Origin of the sequence: Oceanotoga sp. (assembly GCF_030445905.1) — a bacterium.
Taxonomy (GTDB): domain Bacteria; phylum Thermotogota; class Thermotogae; order Petrotogales; family Petrotogaceae; genus Oceanotoga; species Oceanotoga teriensis.
This window is the reverse complement of the sequence record NZ_JASUSU010000008.1, coordinates 16,764-37,326: the sequence shown is the minus strand read 5'-3', so window position 1 is coordinate 37,326 and position 20,563 is coordinate 16,764. Positions and strand designations below refer to the sequence as shown.

Genomic DNA, 20,563 nt, shown 5'->3' with positions numbered 1-20,563 from the left:
TGTATTATTTATTAATAAATACAGACACTTTGATTTTATCAAAAAAATATAAATAGGAACAAATTTAATTAAAAGCATATAAAGACATTTTAAAGTAAAAAATATTAATTACATGAATATTTCAATTGTATAGCTAATGATAAAAATTTCATGTATAAAAAGTTATTTATAAAGAATTTCCTTATTTCATAAAAAAATCTGAAAAAAATTTCATGTATTTTTGTCATTAAATAAGTTATCATATATTTCATCTATTTTTCTTTTTTCTTCTTCAAGATTAGTAAGTTTTTCTTTTGCTATTACTATAAAATCTAAAGATTTTTTATATAGTTCTAAACCTTTTTCAATGTCTAGTTCCTGGGTTGATTGAAAATATTCATTTATAGATTCTAAATTTTCAACTAATTTATTAAAACTCATTTTTTTCATGTCGCTTTTTTTTATATTTAATATATCATCCATTTTTTTCCTCCCAATTATTTATTTTATATATATTTGCAGAAACATTACCATCTTTAAAAATTATTTCAATTGAATCATTTTCCTTTAATTTTTTTGCTGAATTTATTATTTGATTTTCTTTTTTTATAAGAGCACCATCGCTTAAAAAAACACTAAAAGGACTATTTTTAGTAATATTTAAATAAATAGTATTTAAAAAATCTTTTTTTTGGTTAATTGATAAAAAACTTCCATTTTTTATGTCAATTATTTTATTATTCAAAGTTTTATTTATTTCTATTAAAATAGAATTTAAATAATTTTTTATAAATATATTTTTATTTTTAATAAAATAAGATTTATTAATCATTATTTTATTATCTATTACATTATATTGATATTTATAAAATTTTTTTATATATTCATTTATTTGATCTAACTTTTGATTTATTCTTGTACTAAAAAAATTTATATTTTGTATATTTAAATTATTTTTTTGATCTTTAAAAGAAGAATTGAAATAAATTTTTGAATTTAAAGAAGCTGTTTTTAATCTTTTTATATTTTCATTTATTTGATTTACAATATCTCTTGAAACTTCTGTAGGAGTTGAATAACTTTTCCATGAAACATAATCTGGTATCGATTTATCTTGTTCATGACCTATTCCAGTTAAGACAGGTATTTTTAGATTAAATTTGGCTATATAATATGCAAGTTCTTCATCATCAAAATACATTAAATCACTTTTAGAACCTCCACCTCTTATTATAACTACAATATCATATTTAATTTTTGTTTCTAAAATTTTATAGAATGAACCTATTATTCCTGGAACTGTTCCAGCACCTTGCATTGCGGAAGGATATAAATGAGTTATTGGAATCAATTCAGCATGATTTATGTTTTTTATAAAATCTCCATATCCAGCAGCTGTTGGACTTGAAATTATTGCGATTTTTTTAATGGGATCTAATGTTTTTAAATCATTTGTATTTTTATTTATTAATGATTTCATTTCTAATTTTTTTAATATTTTTAATTTATTTTTTTCTATTTCTGATTCACCAGCTGATTCAATTGAACTACCATGTAAAACAAATTTTGAGCTCATTTTCCAAAAATTTAATTTTCCTTTTATAACCCATTTTTTTCCAGATAGCTCTGAATAATGTTTTAAGTTCAAATTTTTTAAAATATAAGGTACAAATTTTTCTGGAAAAAATACTGTTATAGAATAGTTTGAATAACCTACTTTTTGAGATAATTCTATGTAAAGATCACCTCTTTTACTTACTTTAGAAGTTGTTATATCAGAAATAACTTCTATATTTAAATCTAATATAGAAGTATTTTTTATTATATTATTTATATAGTTTATTAATTGTTGAATATTTTCGAATTGCATATCTTTATTTTCCTGAAATAACAACTGTAAATTCACCTCTTATATTATCAACTTTTTTTAGTTTTTCTATAATATCACAAGTATTTCCTTTTAAAAATTCCTGATGGATTTTTGTCATTTCCCTTGCTATAAATATTTCTCTATTACCAAGTATTTCATTTATATCTATTAAAGTTTTTAAAATTCTATTTGGAGATTCAAAAAATATTAATATTTTTTCTTCTTCAACAAGAGTTCTAAAAAGTCTTCTTCTATTTTTATCTCTTGGTAAAAAGCCTAAAAAGACAAATTTTGACCCTGGTAATCCACTTGCTGCCAGAGCTGATATTGGGGCAGAAGGGCCTGGAATTATATCAACTTTTACATTATTTTCATAACATCTTTTTACTAGTAAATTTCCAGGATCTGATACTATAGGCATTCCAGCATCTGTAACTATAATTGTTTTTTCATTGTTTAATATAAAATTGAAAGCTGATTCAAGTTTTCTTTCTGCACTTGCTTGATTATATGTAAAAAGATTTTTATTTCCTAAATCAAAATGATTTATTATTTTTAAAGTAACTCTTTTATCTTCACATATTATATTATCAACTTCTTTCAATATCCTTAAAGCTCTATAACTAATGTCTTCAAGATTTCCAATGGGTGTACCTACAATTATTAATTCAGGCATAGCTATTCCTCCTTAAATTTCTTTATTAAATTTATATAATCGATATCAAAATTAGAAGCAAAATTGATATTTGAAAATTCTTTTAAATTAGTAACATCTTTCAAATAATTATAATCGTCCATTAGATAATTTTTTAAATAATCATCTAAATCTTTTATATAAATATTTTTTTCCTCTATTTCAAGAATATATTTTAAATTTTTTTTATAATTTAAAATATTGTCTATATTTTTTATTTCATCTAAAACAATTTCTGGATCTTCATTTAATATATATCTATATTTTGCAACACATTTCGAATTTGAAAGTTTTAAGTCATTAATTTTATCATTATTAATAATATTTTCTTTTTCAAATCTTTTTTCATCAGAAATATATTTTTTTTGATTATATATCCATATATCTTCATTTAAATTGAGTCTGTAACGTTCATTTTTATCATTATAAAATTGAATTATCTTAATTTTTTTTATAGCCTTTCTTTTTAGATTAAGAAATAAAAAATAATTTGTAAATATATATTTACGTTCTCGTTCTATCATAAAAAATTCACCACTTTTATAGATTTTATAGTATAATATATAGTATAATATATTATAACATTTTTCTTTTTTATTTCCTGTAAATATGGTATTATTAAAATATGGAAAAAGTGCTCATAGGAGGTAATAATATGGGAACTGATTTAAAAATAGTAACATTTAATCTTGGAAAAGAAAAGTTTGGTCTTGATATTATGAAGATCGATGCAGTAGCAGAATATGAAGAAGTTACAGAAATTCCAGATGTGGCAGATTATTTGGAAGGTGTTATAGACTTTAGAAAGAAAGAAGTTTTACCTTTAGTAAATTTAAGAAAAAAGTTCAAAATTCAGGATTTTTCTGACAAAACAAAGTGCAAAGTTATAGTAATAAAAATGGAGAGTAGAAAAATTGGGATGATGGTTGATGATGTTAAAGAAGTTAAAAGTATTAATTCTGAGTTAATAGAAGAAAAACCAGAAGTTGGTGGAATGCATAGAGTAAATTTTATATCTGGTATAGCAAGATTAGAAGATGAAATGCTTATAATATTAGATGTAGATAAACTTTTAACTACCGAAGAAAAACTATCTTTAGAACAAGTTGTTAATAATGTCTAATAAAAACATTTATATTATGGCGCGTTTTTTGCGCCATTGTTTTTTGTAAGGGGTGATTATTTGAGAGTAAAGAAATATTTAAAAGGATTTTTATTTTCTTTAATAATAACATTGAGTATAGTTACAATTCTTATGGGGTTAACTGGCTTGGAAGAAAATATAGAAAAATTAAGGACATTTCAAATAAAATATGCTTTTATTTCTATGTTTTTAATTTTTTTAAAATGGATCATTGAAACTATTATAATGAAAGTATCTTTATTTGATAATAAAAAAGATATAAATTATATAAAAACTTTTAAAATTACTATTTTAGGAAATTTTTTCAATTATTTAACACCATTTTTTACCGGTGGTCAACCTTTGCAGGTATATTATTTATCAAAAGAAGGAATAAGTCCGAGTGTTTCTACTGCTAGCATACTCTATAAATCTATGATTTTTCAAATAATAATGGCCTTATTTGGAGTGTCTGGAGCTATATACGCTTTTAACTTTTTAGATCTCAAGTCATTTTCTTTAGTCTTCATAGGTACTATATTTAATGGCTTTGTAGTATTTTTAATTCTTTTATTTTCATTAAATGAAGAACTATCAAAAAAAGTTGCTCAAAAAGTAACATTTTTTTTAAAAAAAATAAAAATTATAAAAAATCCCGAAAAAATAATGGATAAAATATTTATGAATATTGAAGAATTTATAAAATTTTTTAAAGAAAATTCAAAAAAAATTATACAATTTTTGATAGTCCTTTTTTTAAGTTCTTTACAACTCATGGCTTATGTTTTAACGATTGTTTTTATTTTAAAGGGATTTGGAGTGAATATAGATTTAGATTTGATTTTTAAAGGAATTATATTAGATATTGGAGCAGCAATAGTTCCAACACCGGGAACTGCTGGAGGTGCTGAAGGTTTTTACTATCTTATATTTTCTAATGATACAGATATATATACTATAAATTCAGCTGTACTTATTTGGAGATTAACTACATACTACTTTGTATTATTCATAGGAGCATTAACTTTTGTATTTACACATTCTAAAAAAATAGGTGGGGATTAATATGGATGACTTTAGATATCATAAGATAGAAAAAAATTCTTTTGAGGGTTGGTATTATAAACTTTCTTTTAATGATGAAATTATTTCTATAATACCTGGTATATCAAAAAATGAAGAAGACCCTCATGCTTTTATTCAATACATAGATAAAGAAAAAAATGAATATATAAGATTTGATATTAAAGATTTTGAATATGATGAAAAAAGAGAAAGAATAGTTATAAAAGAAAATTCATTTTCAAAAGATAGATTAATATTAAATCTTGATGATATTAATATATTTTTGAATATATCAAAACAAATACCTTGGGGTAAAAATTTATTTACTAAATCTGCTATGGGACCATTTTCTTTTTTTAAAATGCAATGTAATCATGGAATAATAAACATGGGATCTAATTTTACAGGTACTAAAAATATGGAAATGATAAATGGTAAAATTTATATAGAAAAAGATTGGGGGGAATCATTTCCAAGTTCATGGATTTGGGTTCAATCTAATTTCAAATATGACAAAAATAGGTCGTTAACATTTTCTTATGCAAATGTTCCATTTTTAAAAAAAGCCTTTAAAGGACTTCTTGCCGCAGTATATTATGAAGATAAATTGATTAAATTTACTACTTATAACTTTTCTAAGATTAAATCTATAAAATATGATAAAAATAATTTAAAAATAGAAATATATAATAAAAAATATAAATTAATGTTAGATATAAAAATTGGAAGTTTTAAATTGTTAAAATCACCTAAAAATGGAAAAATGAGTCAAGAAATAAAAGAAAGCATAGATTCTGAACTGAATGCATATTTATACGATAAAGATAATAATTTGATTTTTGAAGATTCTGGAAAGACAGCATTAGAAATATATAATTATGAAGAATTAATATAAAATAATATAAAAGAGGATATCTAAAAAGATATCCTCTTTTTTGGTGCCGAGGGCGGGACTTGAACCCGCACGAGCTAAAGCGCTCATATGGCCCTCAACCATACGTGTCTACCAATTCCACCACCTCGGCTAAACTCATCCGAAGATTATTATACATTAGAAAATAAGAAATGTCAATACCATTTATTTAATTTTATATGTATTAATTGTAATATTATAAATATCATCAGAAATTAGGCCTTTAATAGATTTTTTTTCTTTTATTCTTTTTCTTATCATGCTTGAAGATATATCAATTATTGGAGAAGAAAGTTCGATATGTTCGAAATTCTTATGTTTAAAACCTCTTCTGTCAAAGAATCTTGGATAAACTATTAATTTTGAAAAAGATAATATTTTTTCATATTCAAACCATTTATCAAAATTCATATAAGAATCTTCTCCGATTAAAAGGTTTAAATTAGTATCGAAATCTTTTAAATAATCTAAAGTTCTTACAGTATAAGAAGGTTTTTTTAATTTATTTTCTAAATCTGAAACTTCAAAATATTTAGATTTAAAAGTCTTTTTGCACATATCAAATCTTTTTTGAAATGAAGCGATTGAATTAGATTCTTTATGTGGAGGTATACTTGCCGGAAGTATTAAAAATTTATCTGGTTTGAATTTATCATATGCAAATTCAGCGATTATTTTATGAGCAATATGAGGAGGATTAAAAGATCCTCCAAATATGATAATCATTTTATTACCTTAAGGTATATATTCAAATGCAAAATTTCCAACATAGACGGTATCCCCTTCTTTTAAACCTTCAATAGCTAAGAATTTACTTAAACCAGAACTTTCTAATGTATTTAAAATTTTAACTCTTGCATCTTTTTGCTCTATATCATATTTAGATAAAAGCTTTTCTACGCCAGTTCCTGTTATTTCATAAACATCTTCACTCCATCTTATAATTTCAAATTTAATATAATCTATATTATCAAGTCTTACTGGATCTATTTTTAATTTAATTCTATCAGAATTTTTTTTAAGCATTTTTTCAATTTTTCTTGTATATTCCATTCTTTGAGGTTCTATCATTGTCCACATTTCTCCAATTGCTTTATCAAGATTGGTTTTTGTATAAGCAGAAATTGGATGTATTTTTTTACCTGTAGTCTTTTCGAATTCAGATATGTTTTTATTTAAAGTTTCTTGATCTATTAAATCACATTTATTTCCAAAGATTATTTCTTTTTTATTTGCGAGAGTTTCCGAATATTTTTTTAATTCATTCCTTATTTTATAATAATCATCAACTGGATCTCTGCCTTCAAACTTTGCAATATCTATTATATGAATTATTGCATAACATCTCTCAATATGTCTCAAAAATCTATCTCCAAGACCAGTACCATTATGAGCACCTTCTATTAATCCAGGAATATCTGCAACAACAAATGATTTTCCAATATCAACTTTCACAACTCCAAGATTAGGTTTTAAAGTTGTAAAATGATAATTGGCAATTTTAGGTTTAGCTTTTGAAATTCTTGATATTAAAGTAGATTTTCCAACATTAGGAAATCCAACAATTCCTATATCGGCAATTAATTTTAATACGAGTTTTAATTCTATTTCTTCTCCTTTTATACCTTTTTCAGAGATTCTTGGGGCTTGAAGTGATGAATTCATGAATTTTACATTTCCTCTACCACCTTTACCGCCCCTTGCAACAACCACAATTTGATTAGGATATTTTAAATCAGCTATCATATCTTCAGAATTTTTATCATATATTATAGTTCCTACGGGAACTTCTATGATTAAATTATTTCCATTTTTTCCATATTGCTTTTTTGCCTTTCCATTTTCTCCATCTTCGGCAATAAATTTTCTTTTATGTTTAAAATCTACAAGAGTATTTTTAGTTAATGTTGATTTTATTATTACACTTGCACCATCACCACCATCACCACCATCAGGACCACCTTTTGGTACATACTTTTCTCTCCTGAAACTTACTATTCCATCTCCACCTTTACCTGCAATAACTTTTATGCTAACTTCATCTAAAAAATCGCCTGTCATTTATTTCACCTCATTATTTTTCATTAAATAGTTTATTTATAGAATCTTTATCAAGACCAAACTCTTCATTTTCAATATTTCCAAAGGGTTCTACATGTATTATTATATCTTTTATATAAGGATTATATTCTTTAATTTCTTTTTCGAGTTTAAAAGTAAGTTTATTAGCTTCTTTTATTATCATATTAGGATTTACTTCTATATGAAACTCTAAAAAATAAACAAAACCTGATTTTCTAACTCTTATTTTATGAGGATTTTGTATTTCAGAATATTCATCACATATATTTATTATCATTTTATAAATATCACCAAGTTCTTTAGAACCATCCATTAATTCATCAGAAGTTTCTATAAACATTTCAATTCCAACTTTAAAAATTATAATAGAAACAAAAATTGCAATTACAGAATCTATCCAAGGTATTCCAGTGAAGTAAAAAATCAATATTCCTATAAATACAGCTAATGATGTAAATATATCATTTCTCATGTTCAAGGCATCTGCAATAAATGAAGATGAATTTATTTTTTTCCCTATTTTTAATTTATAATTATATAACAAATACTTAATTATAACAGAAATAGCTGCAACTAACAAAACCCATAAAGGGTTTTCTATAGTTTTGTTTCCGCTTAATAGATTTTTTATAGCTGATACAAGAACTTGATATCCAGCAAATAATACTATTATAGATAAAATTTTTGTAGTAATTGTTTCTGCTCTTTCATGACCATAAGGATGAGAAAAGTCTGCTGGTTTATTTGATATTTTTGCAGCAATTAAAGTTAAAAAAGAAGTAATTATATCTGTTGATGTATCTATGCCATCAGCAATTATAGCTAAACTTCCACTTAATATACCTATAGAGAATTTGAGTAAAGCTAACATTAAATTTCCAATTATTCCGACATAAGAACCTTTTTTAGCTAATTCACCTCTTTCTTCAGAACTTATAAAGTCTTTCATCAAAATCTCTCCTTTAAAGTTTTTTAAATATTCATAATCAAAGGGATTATATTTATTACAGGTTCTTCATAAGGATGTACTTTTTTAATATTTTCAACAGTTTTTTCTAAAAATTCTTTTTTGCATATACATTCTATTTTTATTTCTTCTTGAATAGATAATTCATTTATTTTACCAATATAAGGATTTGTTCCTTCTAAAGGACGCCACATGCCTATGACTTTTGAATAAGATATACAACTGTCATAATTTCCTGCTTTTGCTGCCCCTGTTTCATTTAAACTTTTTAATATAATATCTAAAAAACCTTCTGGAATAAATATTTCGAGTTTAAAAAAATTAAAATTCATAAAAAATCTCCTTTAAAAAAGTTTTATACAATATATTTTAATAGAATATAATTATAATTTCATTAAATTTATAATAAAAAATAAAAGTAATTATTTTGTATTTTAAAATAATTGAGGTATAATTTAAGAAGGAGGTGTTGATATGTTTGTTCCTATCACAAAAGATTCATATGTTTCAGCTGAAAGAGTACATTCAGTCGTTCCTCAGGAATTTATACAATTCAGAAGAATTAAAAAAATTTTTCAAGGAAATGATGTTTTAACTGAAGAAGAACATAGAAATGATGATGACCATATAAAAGGTACAACAAGTTTAATAGATATAACTTATGGTAGAAGTGTTGAAACCGTTATATATATGGATAGTGGACAGATTATACTAACATCTGTCGATACACAAAAAGTTATAGATAAAATAAGACATAGTAGATGAAAAACAAGGAGGTCATTATATGAGTATACCAATGCCAGTAGTTATTGAAAGTGATGGGAGATATGAGAGATCTTATGATATATATTCAAGACTTTTAAAAGATAGAATATTATTTCTTGGTACTGAAGTTAATGATACAGTTGCGAATGTTATAATAGCTCAGTTGCTTTTTTTAGAGTCACAAGATCCTGAGAAAGATATATATCTTTATATAAATTCACCTGGTGGATCTGTAACAGCTGGATTAGCCATATATGATACAATGCAATACATAAAACCTGATGTATCAACGATATGTACAGGACAAGCAGCTTCTATGGGTGCTGTATTACTCACAGCTGGAGCTAAAGGCAAAAGATTTTCTCTTCCACATTCAAGAATAATGATTCATCAACCTTGGGGTGGAACTCAGGGAACAGCAATGGATATAGAAATACAAACTAAAGAGATTTTGAGATTGAAACATGAATTAAATACTATATTATCAAATCATTCGGGTCAACCATATGAAAAAATTGTTAAAGATACTGAAAGAGATTTCTTCATGTCCGGAGATGATGCGGTAGAATATGGTCTTATAGATAAAGTAATAAATACAAAATCAGAAACACAAAAATAATCAAATAAATCGGGCGCTAAATGCGCCCTTATTTTTTGTATAGGAGGAAATTTAATGACAGGTTTAACCCCTATGATAAAGCAATATTTAGATATAAAAGAAAATTATAAAGATTCTATACTATTGTTTAGATTAGGAGACTTTTATGAAACTTTTTTTGAAGATGCAAAAATTATAAGTGAAGTTCTTCAAATAGTATTAACCAACAGAAATGGTCATCCTATGGCTGGAATACCTTATCATGCATTAGATAATTATTTAAAAAAAATACTTGATAATGGATATAAAGTTGCTATATGTGAACAAATGGAAGATCCATCTCAAGCAAAAGGTATAGTTAGAAGAGAAGTAACGAGAATAATAACTCCTGGAACTATAATAGAAGATAATATGCTTGATGAATACAATAAATTTTCTTGTTTAATAGACAAAAAAGATGATAAATATATCATAGCTATATTTGATTTTTCAACAGGAGAAATATATCTTGACTCTTTAGATTTAAATGAAAATGAATTGATTGATTTTATAATAAATTATGGGTTTGTCCAAGTTTTAATATCTTTTAGAGTAGAAAATATAAACAAAAAAATAAAAGAAATAAGCAATAGGCTTTATACAGAAAAACTCGATGAATGGTATTTTTCTTCGGATTATAAAAATCATATAAAAGAAAGTTATGATATGCTTAGCATAGATCATTTAGAATACACAAAAGATGAATTAAAAGTTTTAGATGCTGTATTAAAATACCTTGAAATAACCCAATTTCAAAAAATAAAACATTTCAAAATACCAAAGAGATTAAAAAATTTAGAATATATGTTTTTAGATAGTACAACAATATATAATTTAGGTATAGTTCCAAGTCCTGATATAAAAGGGAAAACTCTTTATGATGTATTAAAATATACAAAAACTCCCATGGGAAATAGAAAACTCAGCGATATACTTATAAGGCCTTTAAAAGATAGAAAAAAAATAGAAAGAAGGCTAAATATAGTAGAATCTTTAAAAAATGATGAAATATTGATAAGAGAATTAGATGAATATTTATCATCTATAAGAGATATTGAAAGAATATCTTCAAGAATAGCCTTACAAAAAGCTACACCAAAGGATATTGCTGCTTTAAGAGATTCATTATCTATAATACCTTTTATAGATGACCTTTTAAAAACTAATGAAATATTAAAAGACTATTTTTTAAATGTAGATCTTTTACAGGATTTAAAAGACATGATCGAAAAGACAATATTTGATGAACCTTCATTAGAAATTGGAAAAGGTGAAGTTATAAAACAAGGAATATCTGAAGAACTTGATGAGTATAGAAATCTTACAAAAGATATAGATAAATATTTAAAAGAAATAGAAAATAAAGAAAAATCAAAAACTGGATTAACCTCTTTGAAAATAGGAAGAAATAAAGTTTATGGTTTTTATATAGAAATATCAAAAGCTCAGGCTAAAAATGCTCCAATAGAATATACAAGAAAACAAACTTTAACAAATTCAGAAAGATTTATAACAAAAGAATTGAATGAACTAGAAAAAAAGCTTATAATATCTGAAGAAAAAATAAAAAAAATAGAAAAAGAAATATTTGAAAAATTTATATCAAATATTTCAAGATATGTAAAAAAAATAAAACATCTATCTGAGAAAATAGCAGATGTAGATTATTTTAAATCTTTTGCTATAGCTTCTAAAAAATATAATTATGTTAGACCTATTTTTTCTGATGAAAAAACACATATAAAATCTGGTAGACATCCAATAGTAGAAAATTTTGTTTCAGAATTCACATCGAATGATTTCAGTTTAGACTCAGAAAAAACTTTTATAGTACTTACAGGTCCGAATATGAGTGGTAAATCTACTTATTTAAGACAGATGGGACTTATAAGTATTATGGCCCAATCGGGTTGCTTTGTTCCAGCTGATTATGCAGAATTAAAAATACATGATAGAGTATTTACAAGAATAGGTGCTAAAGATGATATAATAACTGGAAAATCTACATTCTTGATGGAAATGATGGAGATGTCTACAATTTTGAATCAAGCAACTGAAAAATCACTTGTTTTACTCGATGAAGTGGGAAGAGGAACTAGTACTTTAGATGGAATATCCGTTGCTTGGGCTATATCAGAATATATATTTCAAGTTTTAAAATCAACTACAATATTTGCCACACATTATACAGAATTGACTTTATTATGTGATATATATTCAGAAGTTATAACAAAAAGAGTAAAAGTTATGGAAACAAATAATGGAGTAGTATTTCTTCATAAAATAGAAGATGGAGTAAGTGATAATTCTTATGGTATAGAAGTTGCAAGATTAGCAGGATTTCCTTCAGAAATAGTAGAAAGATCAAAAGAGGTACTTGGAAAACTTACCGATAAAGTAGATATAGAAAATAAAATAAAAAGAATGAGAAACATAAGTAAAAAAAAGTATAAAAGGCCTGAAGGACAGTTAAAAATGTTTTAGTTTATGATATAATTAATAAATGAAATTACTAAATGAGGAGGGATAAAATGCCAATAAAAGAGGATAACAATTTTGGTGAAATTACAATATCAGAAAATGTTTTAAGGGATATAACATATAAAACAATAGAAAATTTTCTTATGGAAGAAAAAATATATACAAATAAAGTTCAAAAAGAACTCATGAAGAATATAAAAATAGCAAATAATGATGATGGAAGCTTAAGTGTTTTCTTAAGAATACCTGCAAAATATGGAGAAAATATAGTAGAATTTTCTAAAAAAGCACAAAAAATAATAAAAGAAGAGCTTGAAAAAATGTCTGAAATATTTATAACAAATGTTGATATAAGTATAGAAAATCTTGAATATCCTATGACAGAAGAAAATGAATCCGAGGAAGTTGTAGAAGAAAATAAAGAGAAATGGGATGAATAATATTGAACTTCGAAAAAACTAAAATAAGAGAAGCAATAATCGAAACAATTTTTCAAATAAACTTTTTAGATGTTAGCCTTGAAGAATTAGAAGATACATTTAAAAAAATATCTGATAAAAAAAATATTTCTGAAATACATAAAAAACTTGGCTTAGAATATATAGAAGATATGAATGAATCTATTGAAGAAATAGATAAGAGTATAAAAAGATATTTAAAAAATTGGAAATTTGAGAGAATAGGAAATATAGAAAAAAGTATATTGAGATTATCAATATACGAAATGTATTATAGAGATGACATACCATTTAAAGTTTCAATAGATGAGTCATTGAAGATACTTGAAAAGTATGGAGATGATAAATCCATAAAGTTTGTTAATGGAATACTCGATTCTTTTGCAAAAGAGAATATAGTCGGAGCTGATAATGATGAATGAAGAGCATCTATATCATGACCTATATAAAATGGATTATGAACAATTAGACCTTCTTGCTCAAAAAATGAGAAAATATATAATGGAAACAGTATACTCAAATAATGGGCATTTAGCTTCTAATTTCGGGGTTGTTGAGTTAACTTTGGCACTCTACAGAGTATTCAATCCAGAAGAAGATGTTGTGATATGGGATACCAGTCATCAATCGTATGTACATAAATTATTGACTGGCAGATGGGAAGAGTTTAAAACTCTAAGAAGAATGAATGGAATAAGTGGTTTTACAAATATACATGAATCAAAATATGATAAATTTGGCGCAGGGCATGCTGGAACATCAATTTCAGCTGCTCTGGGCTATTTTATTGGTGATAAGTGTAATGACAAAAAACGAAATATAATATCAATAATTGGTGATGGTGCTTTTACATGTGGCATGGCTTTGGAATCTTTAAATCAATTAAAATATATGAACAGTAATGTAAAAATAATATTAAATTCAAATGATATGTCTATATCTCCAAATGTTGGAAGTTTATCAACTATGCTATCAAAAATAAGAATGAAAAAAAATTATAAAGATATAAAAAAGAATATGAAAGATATGCTAAATGATTCTGAAATAGGTCAAGATCTTGAATTGGTTTTAAAAAGATTAAAAGATGCAGTGAAATATACTATATATAGTGAACCCATAGGTTTTTTTGAAGATCTTGGAATAAAATATTATGGACCAGTTGATGGACATAATATTAGAGATTTAGAGCTTTTTTTGAGACTTTTAAAAGATCATGAAGATGGTCCAGCTGTTCTACATGTACTTACAACAAAAGGCAAAGGTTTTGAAAATGCTGAAAAAAATCCAGATAAATTTCATGGAGTTTCAAAAAAGACTAATAATCAAAATCTTAGTTATTCTAAAATAGTTGGGCATACATTAAGTTATATTCAAAAAGAAAATTTTATTACTTTTACTGCGGCGATGAAAGATGGAACGGGATTAGACATATTAGAAAAGACGAATCCAAATAAAATAATTGATATGGGAATAACAGAACCATCAATAGTTACAACAGCAGCAGCAACTTCGCTTGCGGGGGTTTATCCAGTTGTTGATATTTATTCAACATTTATGCAAAGAGCCTTTGATTCAATAATACATGATGTTGCATTACAAGGAATTCCAGGGTTATATCTTCTGGATAGAGCTGGTTTAGTTGGAGAAGACGGTCCAACTCATCATGGAGTTTTTGATATTTCATATCTAAGATTAATTCCACAAATAGAAATATTGACTCCATTAAATGGTCAAGATCTTGCCAATATGATTTATACATCTGTAAAAGAAAAGCCTTCTAAACCAAGATTTATAAGATTTCCAAAAGAATCAACTACAAAAACTGTAGATGAAATATTGCTAAATTTAAAAAATATAAACTTAAATTGGAAATACATAAAAACTTCAAATAATAATACTTATGTACTTGCAGTTGGAACTATATCAAATACTGTAAAAAAAGCTTTAAAAGATTATGATTTAAATATAATAGGTGTTAGAAGTATAAAACCTTTAGATCAATATGTAATAAATGATTTAAAAGAAAATGCTGATAAAATAATAATTTATGAAGAAAATGCTGAAAAGGGTGGTTTTAATGAAGAAATATACAAACTTTTAAAAGGCAAAGATATTTATAACTATGGAATAAAAGATGAATTTATAACTCATGGTTCAAGAAAAGAGTTATTATCATTATGTGGACTTGATGAACAAAGTATAAAAAATCAAATTGAAAGTATTATGAATATAAATAATAAGAAGGTGAAATGATGAAAAAAATAATAGTTTTCACAATACTTAGTTTATTAGCTTTAGTAACATTCTCAAATGAAATATTTTTCAATGCTGATTATTCTTTAACACATCAGGCAACATCTAGCTCTAATCAAGAATTATACCAAGGAAAATATAATTTCGACTATATGGGTGGAAGAGTATCATATCTTTTTAGCACAGATGATACAAATGAAATAAAATATGGCCCATATTTAGGACTTTTTTATAATTATAAAATTGCTGATGGATCTCCATTAAGTATTGTTAATGAAAATATAGAAATGATAGGATTAGAATTAGGTTTAAATGTAAAATATTCGGCAACATTATTTAAAGATATAAATTTTTCTATAATAGCCTATGGAGGTGTAAATTCGATAGATTATTTAAAGACCTTTTCAACTGAAATACTTGTTGGCGCAGGGTTAAATTATAAGAATTTTTATATAAGTTCTGGATATGAGACGAGATACTATAAAAACGGGAAAGATAATTCTTATACAGTAGTTAATTATTTTCCCATACAAATAGGGGTGACTTATACATTTTGAAAAAAGAATTTCTTGATTTAGAATTAAATAAAACATTAGAAAAAATATCTGAATATACTCATACAAAATATGGTAAAGATTATTTAAAAAATGAAATCAAATTTTATGATGATTATAAAATATTAAAGCGGGAAATAGAAATTTCCCGAAGTTTTTTTATATTATATCAACAAGGTTTTTTAGATTTAAGAGGTACTGATTATATAAAAGAGATAATAGAAAATATAAAAAATAATTTAAATATAGAAATAAGAGATTATAGAATAATTGCTAATTTTCATTCTAAAATAAAAATATTTATAAAAGAAAATAAAAATTATTTAGATCCAATTACAGAAGAAATATTATCGAAATTAAATCCAATGGATGAGTTTGTTAATTATATATATGGAATAATAAATGAAGATGATCAAATTGATGATAATGCTACTTCAACATTATCATCAATAAGAAAAAATCTTAATAAAACAAAATCAAGAATAATACAAAATTACAATAAATTAAAAAATCAATATTCTAAATATTTAAGTTTAGATCAACCAATATATAAAAATGGAAGACTTTGTTTATGTGTAAGTTCTACATACAGAAGAAATGTAAATGGTATAGTTGTTGGTAGGTCAGATTCTGGGAATAGTTTATATATAGAACCATCTATAATAGCGCAATTAAATGAAGAAATAATAATACTTGAGAATGAAGAAAAAGCAGAAATATCAAGAATTTTAAGTGAATTAAGGTTTAAAATTAATAAAAAAATGAAAACGATAGAAAATAATATATTTTGGATTTCTTATATAGATTATCAAATAACTAAAACAAGATATGCTTTAGATAATTATGGTGATTTTTTCTTACCATCTGAAAAAACAAGAAATATAAAATTTAGTGAACTGAAACATCCATTAATTTCAAAAAATGATATGATACCTATAAATATAGATTTAAAAAAGAATGGAATTATAATAACTGGACCAAATACAGGTGGAAAAACAGTAACATTGAAGTCAATAGGCTTAGCATTTATAATGGCTCATATGTCTTTACCTGTTTTAAGTGTAAAAGCAGAAATGCCCTTTATAAAAAATATATTTACTGATATAGGTGATGAACAAAGTATATCTCAAAATTTATCAACTTTTTCTTCACATTTAAAAAATTTAAAAATAATACTTGAAGAAGCAGATGAAAAATCTATTGTAATAATTGATGAACTTGGAACTGGAACAGATCCTATAGAAGGTGCTGCATTAGGAATATCCATAATAAAAAACTTAATAGAAAAAAACTCACTTATATTTATAACTTCTCATTTATCTGAAATAAAAACATATTCATTAAATCAAGAAAATTTAATATCTGCCTCGATGTCTTTTGATATAAACTCATTAAAACCAACCTATGTATTACAAGTAGGTGTTCCAGGAGCTTCACATGCAATTGAAATAGCTCAAAGGATGGGTTTTCCAGATGAAGTAATAGAACAGGCTAAAAATAATCTTGGAAATGAGTACAAACAGACAGAAAATGTTTACAAAGAACTTGGAGATATATATTCTGAAATAGAACAAGCAAGAAAATTAAAAAATGAAGAATTAAAAGAATTGAGTAAATTAAAAGAAGAATATGAAGAAAAATATGAAAAAGTAAAAAATAAAGAAATAGAAAAAATTGATAAGGAAATAAAAAATTCAAAACAAATTTTAAAAGAAACAAAAAATGAAATAGAAAAAATTCTTTCTAATATAAAAAAATATAAAGAAAAAGATTATCAAGAAGTGAAAAATAAATTAAAAGAAATAGAAAAAATGAATGAAAATTTAAACAAAATAGGTAAAAAAGAAAAAATAGAAAATAAAAAATATTCTTTTAAAGAAAATATGATAGTACTTGCTCCAGGAAATAATAAGGCAAAAATAGTAAAAATAGAAAAAAACAAAGCTAGGTTAAAATTTTTTAATCTTCCTGTTGAAATGACTTATGATTTAAATGAACTAAAACCTATCAAAAAAGAAGAAAAAAGTAAAGAATATACATCATCCATAAGTACAAATGTAAAAACTTTTAAACCTGAAATAGACATAAGAGGATATACAGTATTAGATGCCATTCCAGAAATAGAAAATTTAATATCTGATTTATTAACATATAGAATGGAACATGGATATATAATACATGGAAAAGGAACTGGAAAACTTGCAGAAGGAATATGGGAATATTTAAGAAAATGCAAAGATATAAAGAGTTTTAGAATAGGTAAAGCAGGAGAAGGCGGAACAGGTGTAACTGTTGTGGAGGTGTAATAAAAATGATATTCAGTTTAGATGTCGGAACAAGAACCCTCATAGGAGTAATTGCTGAATTAGATAAAGATGAAAAACTAATAATAAAAGATAGTATAATTCAAGAACATGAAAATAGAGCTATGATGGATGGGCAGATTCATGATGTTCATAAAGTGGCTAAAGGTGTACAAAAAATAATAGAAAAATTCAAAGAAAATGGATTTACAGATCTTAAAAATGTAGCTGTAGCTCTTGCTGGAAGATTTTTAATTACATCTACTGGAGAATATACGCAAGATATTTCTACAGAAGGATATATAGAAAAAGAATTAGTTAAAAAAATGGAATTAGAAGCCGTAAAAAGAGCAACAGAAAATCTTGATTATTCAAAAGGAATGTATTGTGTTGGTTATTCTGTTTTATATTATGAATTAGATGAAGAATGGATAAAACATTTAGAAGGCCAAAAAGGAAACAAAGCTAATGTAAAAGTGATATCAGCTTTTTTACCAAAAAATGTAGTTGAAGCTATGATGTCTGTATTAGAAAAAAACAGTTTAAATCCAGTTCATATAACCCTTGAACCTATAGCAGCTATAAATCTTGTAGTTCCAGAAGATCTCAGAAATCTTAATATAGCGATGATAGATGTAGGTGCTGGTACTTCAGATATAGCAATATCTAATGAAGGAACCATAAAAGCATATGGGATGGTGCCTATAGCTGGTGATGAAATAACAGAAGCAATATCAAAAGAACTATTAATAGATTTTTCAACGGCAGAAAAAATAAAAAAAGAACTTTCAATTAATGAAGAGTTTACATATAAAGATATATTAGATTTTGAACAAAAAACAGATAAAAAAAATATAGAAAAAATAATAAATCCAATTATAGAAAATGCTGCAGTAGAAATATCTGAAAAAATAATAGAACTTAATGGTAAACCACCAGTAGCTGTAATGATAGTTGGTGGTGGTGGAAAAGTACTTGGTTTCAAAGAAAAAATAGCAGAAAAACTAGGATTGCCAGAAAATAGAGTTGCTTTAAAAGATATAGAAACAATAAAAGATATAATATATTTAAAAGAACCACTTATTGGAAGTGAATATATAACGCCAGTGGGAATTGCAAATTCTGCTTTAAAAAGAGAAGGAAATGTATTCAATCATGTAAAAATAAATGGAACTACGATAAATATGATGATGATAGGAACAGATTTAAATGTGATGCAAGTTCTTTTACAATATGGATATTCAATATCTCAATTAATAGGAGTTCCTTCAAATGCAATAACGTACGAATTAAATGGTGAATTTAAAATAAAAAAAGGTAATATGGGAAAAGAAGCATTGATAAAAATAAACAATCAAATAGCAAATTTAAAATCAAAAATTAAACCTGGAGATGAAATAGAAGTAGGAGTTCCTGAAAAGGGAGAACCTTTAGAACTCAAAATTAAAGATATAATAAACCCAATAAACATTACAATAAATGGAATAAAAAAAGAACTATATCCAAAAGTAAAAATAAATGGAAAAGATTTAAATATGAACGAAAAAATAAAAGATGGAGATAAATTAGAAACTAAAAATCCCAAAGTGTATGAAGTTTTAGATGAAAAAAGTTCAACCATTATATTCACAATAAATGGAAAAACTTATGAAACATCATCTAATATTGTTATTATAAAGAATGATGAAATTATAGATGAAAACAATGAAATAAAAAACAATGATAGTATAATATTAAAAGCTGTGGACATGCCACAGATAAAAAAATTCTTAGATATAAAACTTAAAAGTCGAAAAATTATATTCAATGAAGAATTAATAGAATTGAATGAACAAAAAATATTAATAAAAAAATCTGGAAAACAAATTTCAGAAAATTCTAAAATAGAAAATAATGCAAACTATACGGTTGATGTACAAGAAATACAACCAAATATAATAAGCTTATTTTCACATCTTTCAATGGATGTAAAAAATGTAAAAAATTATCGACTCATGATAAATGGAAAAGAAGCTAAATCATTTATGACAATTCTGGAAGATGGAGATAAAGTTAGGTTTGATTATAAATGATAATTTCTATAGGAACAGACATAATAAAAATAGATAGAATGAATACAAAATTATCTGAAAAAATTCTTAGTGAAAATGAAAAAAAAATATATATTAAAATAAATTCTGAGAAAAGAAAAAAAGAATTTTTAAGTGGAAGATTCTCTTTAAAAGAGTCTATAATAAAAGCTATAGGTCATTCTTTAATTATGAAAGATATTAGTATTTTAAATGATGAAAAAGGCAAACCCTATCTTGAAAAACAATCTCAAGAAATAATAAAATTACAGGATTTTAATGTTCATTTAAGTATAAGTCATGAAAAAGAATATGCAGTAACTTTTGTAATAATAGAAAAGCAATGAGGT

The 20,563-nt window shown here is 24.7% G+C and carries 21 protein-coding genes and 1 tRNA gene; 13 read left to right on the top strand and 9 right to left on the bottom strand.

Features of this window, described 5'->3' with window-relative positions; genetic code table 11:
• Positions 1-210: 210 nt before the first annotated feature.
• From PWP28_RS03685 to PWP28_RS03670, 4 genes are read right to left on the bottom strand one after another with little or no spacing between them, the layout of a single operon-like run.
• Positions 211-462 (bottom strand): hypothetical protein, encoded by a 252-nt coding sequence (locus PWP28_RS03685; protein ID WP_109606463.1) that lies wholly within the window; start codon positions 460-462, stop codon positions 211-213.
• Positions 455-1,873 (bottom strand): exodeoxyribonuclease VII large subunit, encoded by a 1,419-nt coding sequence (gene xseA, locus PWP28_RS03680; RefSeq protein ID WP_305081686.1) that lies wholly within the window; start codon positions 1,871-1,873, stop codon positions 455-457. Before xseA ends, PWP28_RS03685 begins: the two co-directional genes overlap by 8 nt.
• Positions 1,854-2,525 carry a 16S rRNA (cytidine(1402)-2'-O)-methyltransferase gene (rsmI, locus tag PWP28_RS03675; RefSeq protein ID WP_109606460.1) on the bottom strand — a complete coding sequence of 224 codons (672 nt, stop codon included), beginning with the start codon at positions 2,523-2,525 and terminating at the stop codon, positions 1,854-1,856. The genes xseA and rsmI overlap by 20 nt, the downstream gene beginning before the upstream one ends.
• Positions 2,526-2,527: 2 nt before the next feature.
• Positions 2,528-3,067, bottom strand: coding sequence for a hypothetical protein (locus tag PWP28_RS03670; protein ID WP_109606458.1), 540 nt, complete (start codon positions 3,065-3,067; stop codon positions 2,528-2,530).
• A 131-nt stretch (positions 3,068-3,198) separates the two neighbouring features.
• Here PWP28_RS03670 and PWP28_RS03665 point away from each other — a divergent pair, with 131 nt between their 5' ends.
• From PWP28_RS03665 to PWP28_RS03655, 3 genes are read left to right on the top strand one after another with little or no spacing between them, the layout of a single operon-like run.
• Positions 3,199-3,666 carry a chemotaxis protein CheW gene (locus PWP28_RS03665; protein ID WP_109606456.1) on the top strand — a complete coding sequence of 156 codons (468 nt, stop codon included), beginning with the start codon at positions 3,199-3,201 and terminating at the stop codon, positions 3,664-3,666.
• Between the two features lie 60 nt (positions 3,667-3,726).
• A complete protein-coding gene (locus PWP28_RS03660) occupies positions 3,727-4,731 on the top strand; it encodes a lysylphosphatidylglycerol synthase transmembrane domain-containing protein (protein ID WP_109606454.1) in 1,005 nt (334 codons plus the stop codon).
• 1 nt (position 4,732) lies between these two features.
• Positions 4,733-5,626: a tocopherol cyclase family protein gene (locus tag PWP28_RS03655; protein ID WP_109606452.1), complete on the top strand. Its 894-nt coding sequence runs from the start codon at positions 4,733-4,735 to the stop codon at positions 5,624-5,626.
• Positions 5,627-5,667: 41 nt separating this feature from the next.
• On the opposite strand, the gene PWP28_RS03650 is transcribed toward PWP28_RS03655, so the two are convergent.
• The 5 genes from PWP28_RS03650 to PWP28_RS03630 all read right to left on the bottom strand — a co-directional run bounded on the left by PWP28_RS03650 (position 5,668) and on the right by PWP28_RS03630 (position 9,025).
• A tRNA-Leu gene (locus PWP28_RS03650) sits at positions 5,668-5,756 on the bottom strand.
• Between the two features lie 53 nt (positions 5,757-5,809).
• A complete protein-coding gene (gene nadD / locus PWP28_RS03645) occupies positions 5,810-6,370 on the bottom strand; it encodes a nicotinate (nicotinamide) nucleotide adenylyltransferase (RefSeq protein ID WP_109606450.1) in 561 nt (186 codons plus the stop codon).
• 9 nt (positions 6,371-6,379) lie between these two features.
• The gene (gene obgE, locus PWP28_RS03640) at positions 6,380-7,705 is read right to left on the bottom strand and encodes a GTPase ObgE (RefSeq protein WP_109606448.1); all 1,326 of its coding nucleotides are present in this window, start codon (positions 7,703-7,705) and stop codon (positions 6,380-6,382) included.
• Between the two features lie 13 nt (positions 7,706-7,718).
• Positions 7,719-8,675, bottom strand: coding sequence for a cation diffusion facilitator family transporter (locus PWP28_RS03635; protein ID WP_109606447.1), 957 nt, complete (start codon positions 8,673-8,675; stop codon positions 7,719-7,721).
• Positions 8,676-8,698: 23 nt separating this feature from the next.
• The gene (locus PWP28_RS03630; protein ID WP_109606445.1) at positions 8,699-9,025 is read right to left on the bottom strand and encodes a cytochrome C biogenesis protein; all 327 of its coding nucleotides are present in this window, start codon (positions 9,023-9,025) and stop codon (positions 8,699-8,701) included.
• Positions 9,026-9,167: 142 nt separating this feature from the next.
• On the opposite strand from PWP28_RS03630, the gene PWP28_RS03625 reads away from it, so the two are divergent.
• The 10 genes from PWP28_RS03625 to acpS are packed head-to-tail and all read left to right on the top strand — an operon-like array spanning position 9,168 to position 20,560.
• Positions 9,168-9,458: an extracellular matrix/biofilm biosynthesis regulator RemA family protein gene (locus tag PWP28_RS03625; RefSeq protein ID WP_109606443.1), complete on the top strand. Its 291-nt coding sequence runs from the start codon at positions 9,168-9,170 to the stop codon at positions 9,456-9,458.
• Between the two features lie 19 nt (positions 9,459-9,477).
• Positions 9,478-10,077, top strand: coding sequence for an ATP-dependent Clp endopeptidase proteolytic subunit ClpP (gene clpP / locus PWP28_RS03620; protein ID WP_109606442.1), 600 nt, complete (start codon positions 9,478-9,480; stop codon positions 10,075-10,077).
• Between the two features lie 54 nt (positions 10,078-10,131).
• Positions 10,132-12,579: a DNA mismatch repair protein MutS gene (gene mutS, locus PWP28_RS03615; RefSeq protein ID WP_308644264.1), complete on the top strand. Its 2,448-nt coding sequence runs from the start codon at positions 10,132-10,134 to the stop codon at positions 12,577-12,579.
• Positions 12,580-12,626: 47 nt separating this feature from the next.
• Positions 12,627-13,016 (top strand): Asp23/Gls24 family envelope stress response protein, encoded by a 390-nt coding sequence (locus PWP28_RS03610; RefSeq protein WP_158274786.1) that lies wholly within the window; start codon positions 12,627-12,629, stop codon positions 13,014-13,016.
• A 2-nt stretch (positions 13,017-13,018) separates the two neighbouring features.
• On the top strand, positions 13,019-13,456 hold the full coding sequence (gene nusB, locus PWP28_RS03605; RefSeq protein WP_158274787.1) for a transcription antitermination factor NusB: 438 nt from the start codon (positions 13,019-13,021) through the stop codon (positions 13,454-13,456).
• Positions 13,449-15,287 (top strand): 1-deoxy-D-xylulose-5-phosphate synthase, encoded by a 1,839-nt coding sequence (gene dxs / locus PWP28_RS03600; protein WP_240597513.1) that lies wholly within the window; start codon positions 13,449-13,451, stop codon positions 15,285-15,287. Before nusB ends, dxs begins: the two co-directional genes overlap by 8 nt.
• Positions 15,287-15,844, top strand: coding sequence for a hypothetical protein (locus PWP28_RS03595; protein WP_109604451.1), 558 nt, complete (start codon positions 15,287-15,289; stop codon positions 15,842-15,844). Before dxs ends, PWP28_RS03595 begins: the two co-directional genes overlap by 1 nt.
• On the top strand, positions 15,841-18,147 hold the full coding sequence (locus PWP28_RS03590) for a Smr/MutS family protein (RefSeq protein WP_109604452.1): 2,307 nt from the start codon (positions 15,841-15,843) through the stop codon (positions 18,145-18,147). Before PWP28_RS03595 ends, PWP28_RS03590 begins: the two co-directional genes overlap by 4 nt.
• 5 nt (positions 18,148-18,152) lie before the next feature.
• A complete protein-coding gene (locus PWP28_RS03585; RefSeq protein WP_308644263.1) occupies positions 18,153-20,216 on the top strand; it encodes a cell division FtsA domain-containing protein in 2,064 nt (687 codons plus the stop codon).
• The gene (gene acpS, locus PWP28_RS03580) at positions 20,213-20,560 is read left to right on the top strand and encodes a holo-ACP synthase (protein WP_109604453.1); all 348 of its coding nucleotides are present in this window, start codon (positions 20,213-20,215) and stop codon (positions 20,558-20,560) included. The genes PWP28_RS03585 and acpS overlap by 4 nt, the downstream gene beginning before the upstream one ends.
• Positions 20,561-20,563: the final 3 nt, after the last annotated feature.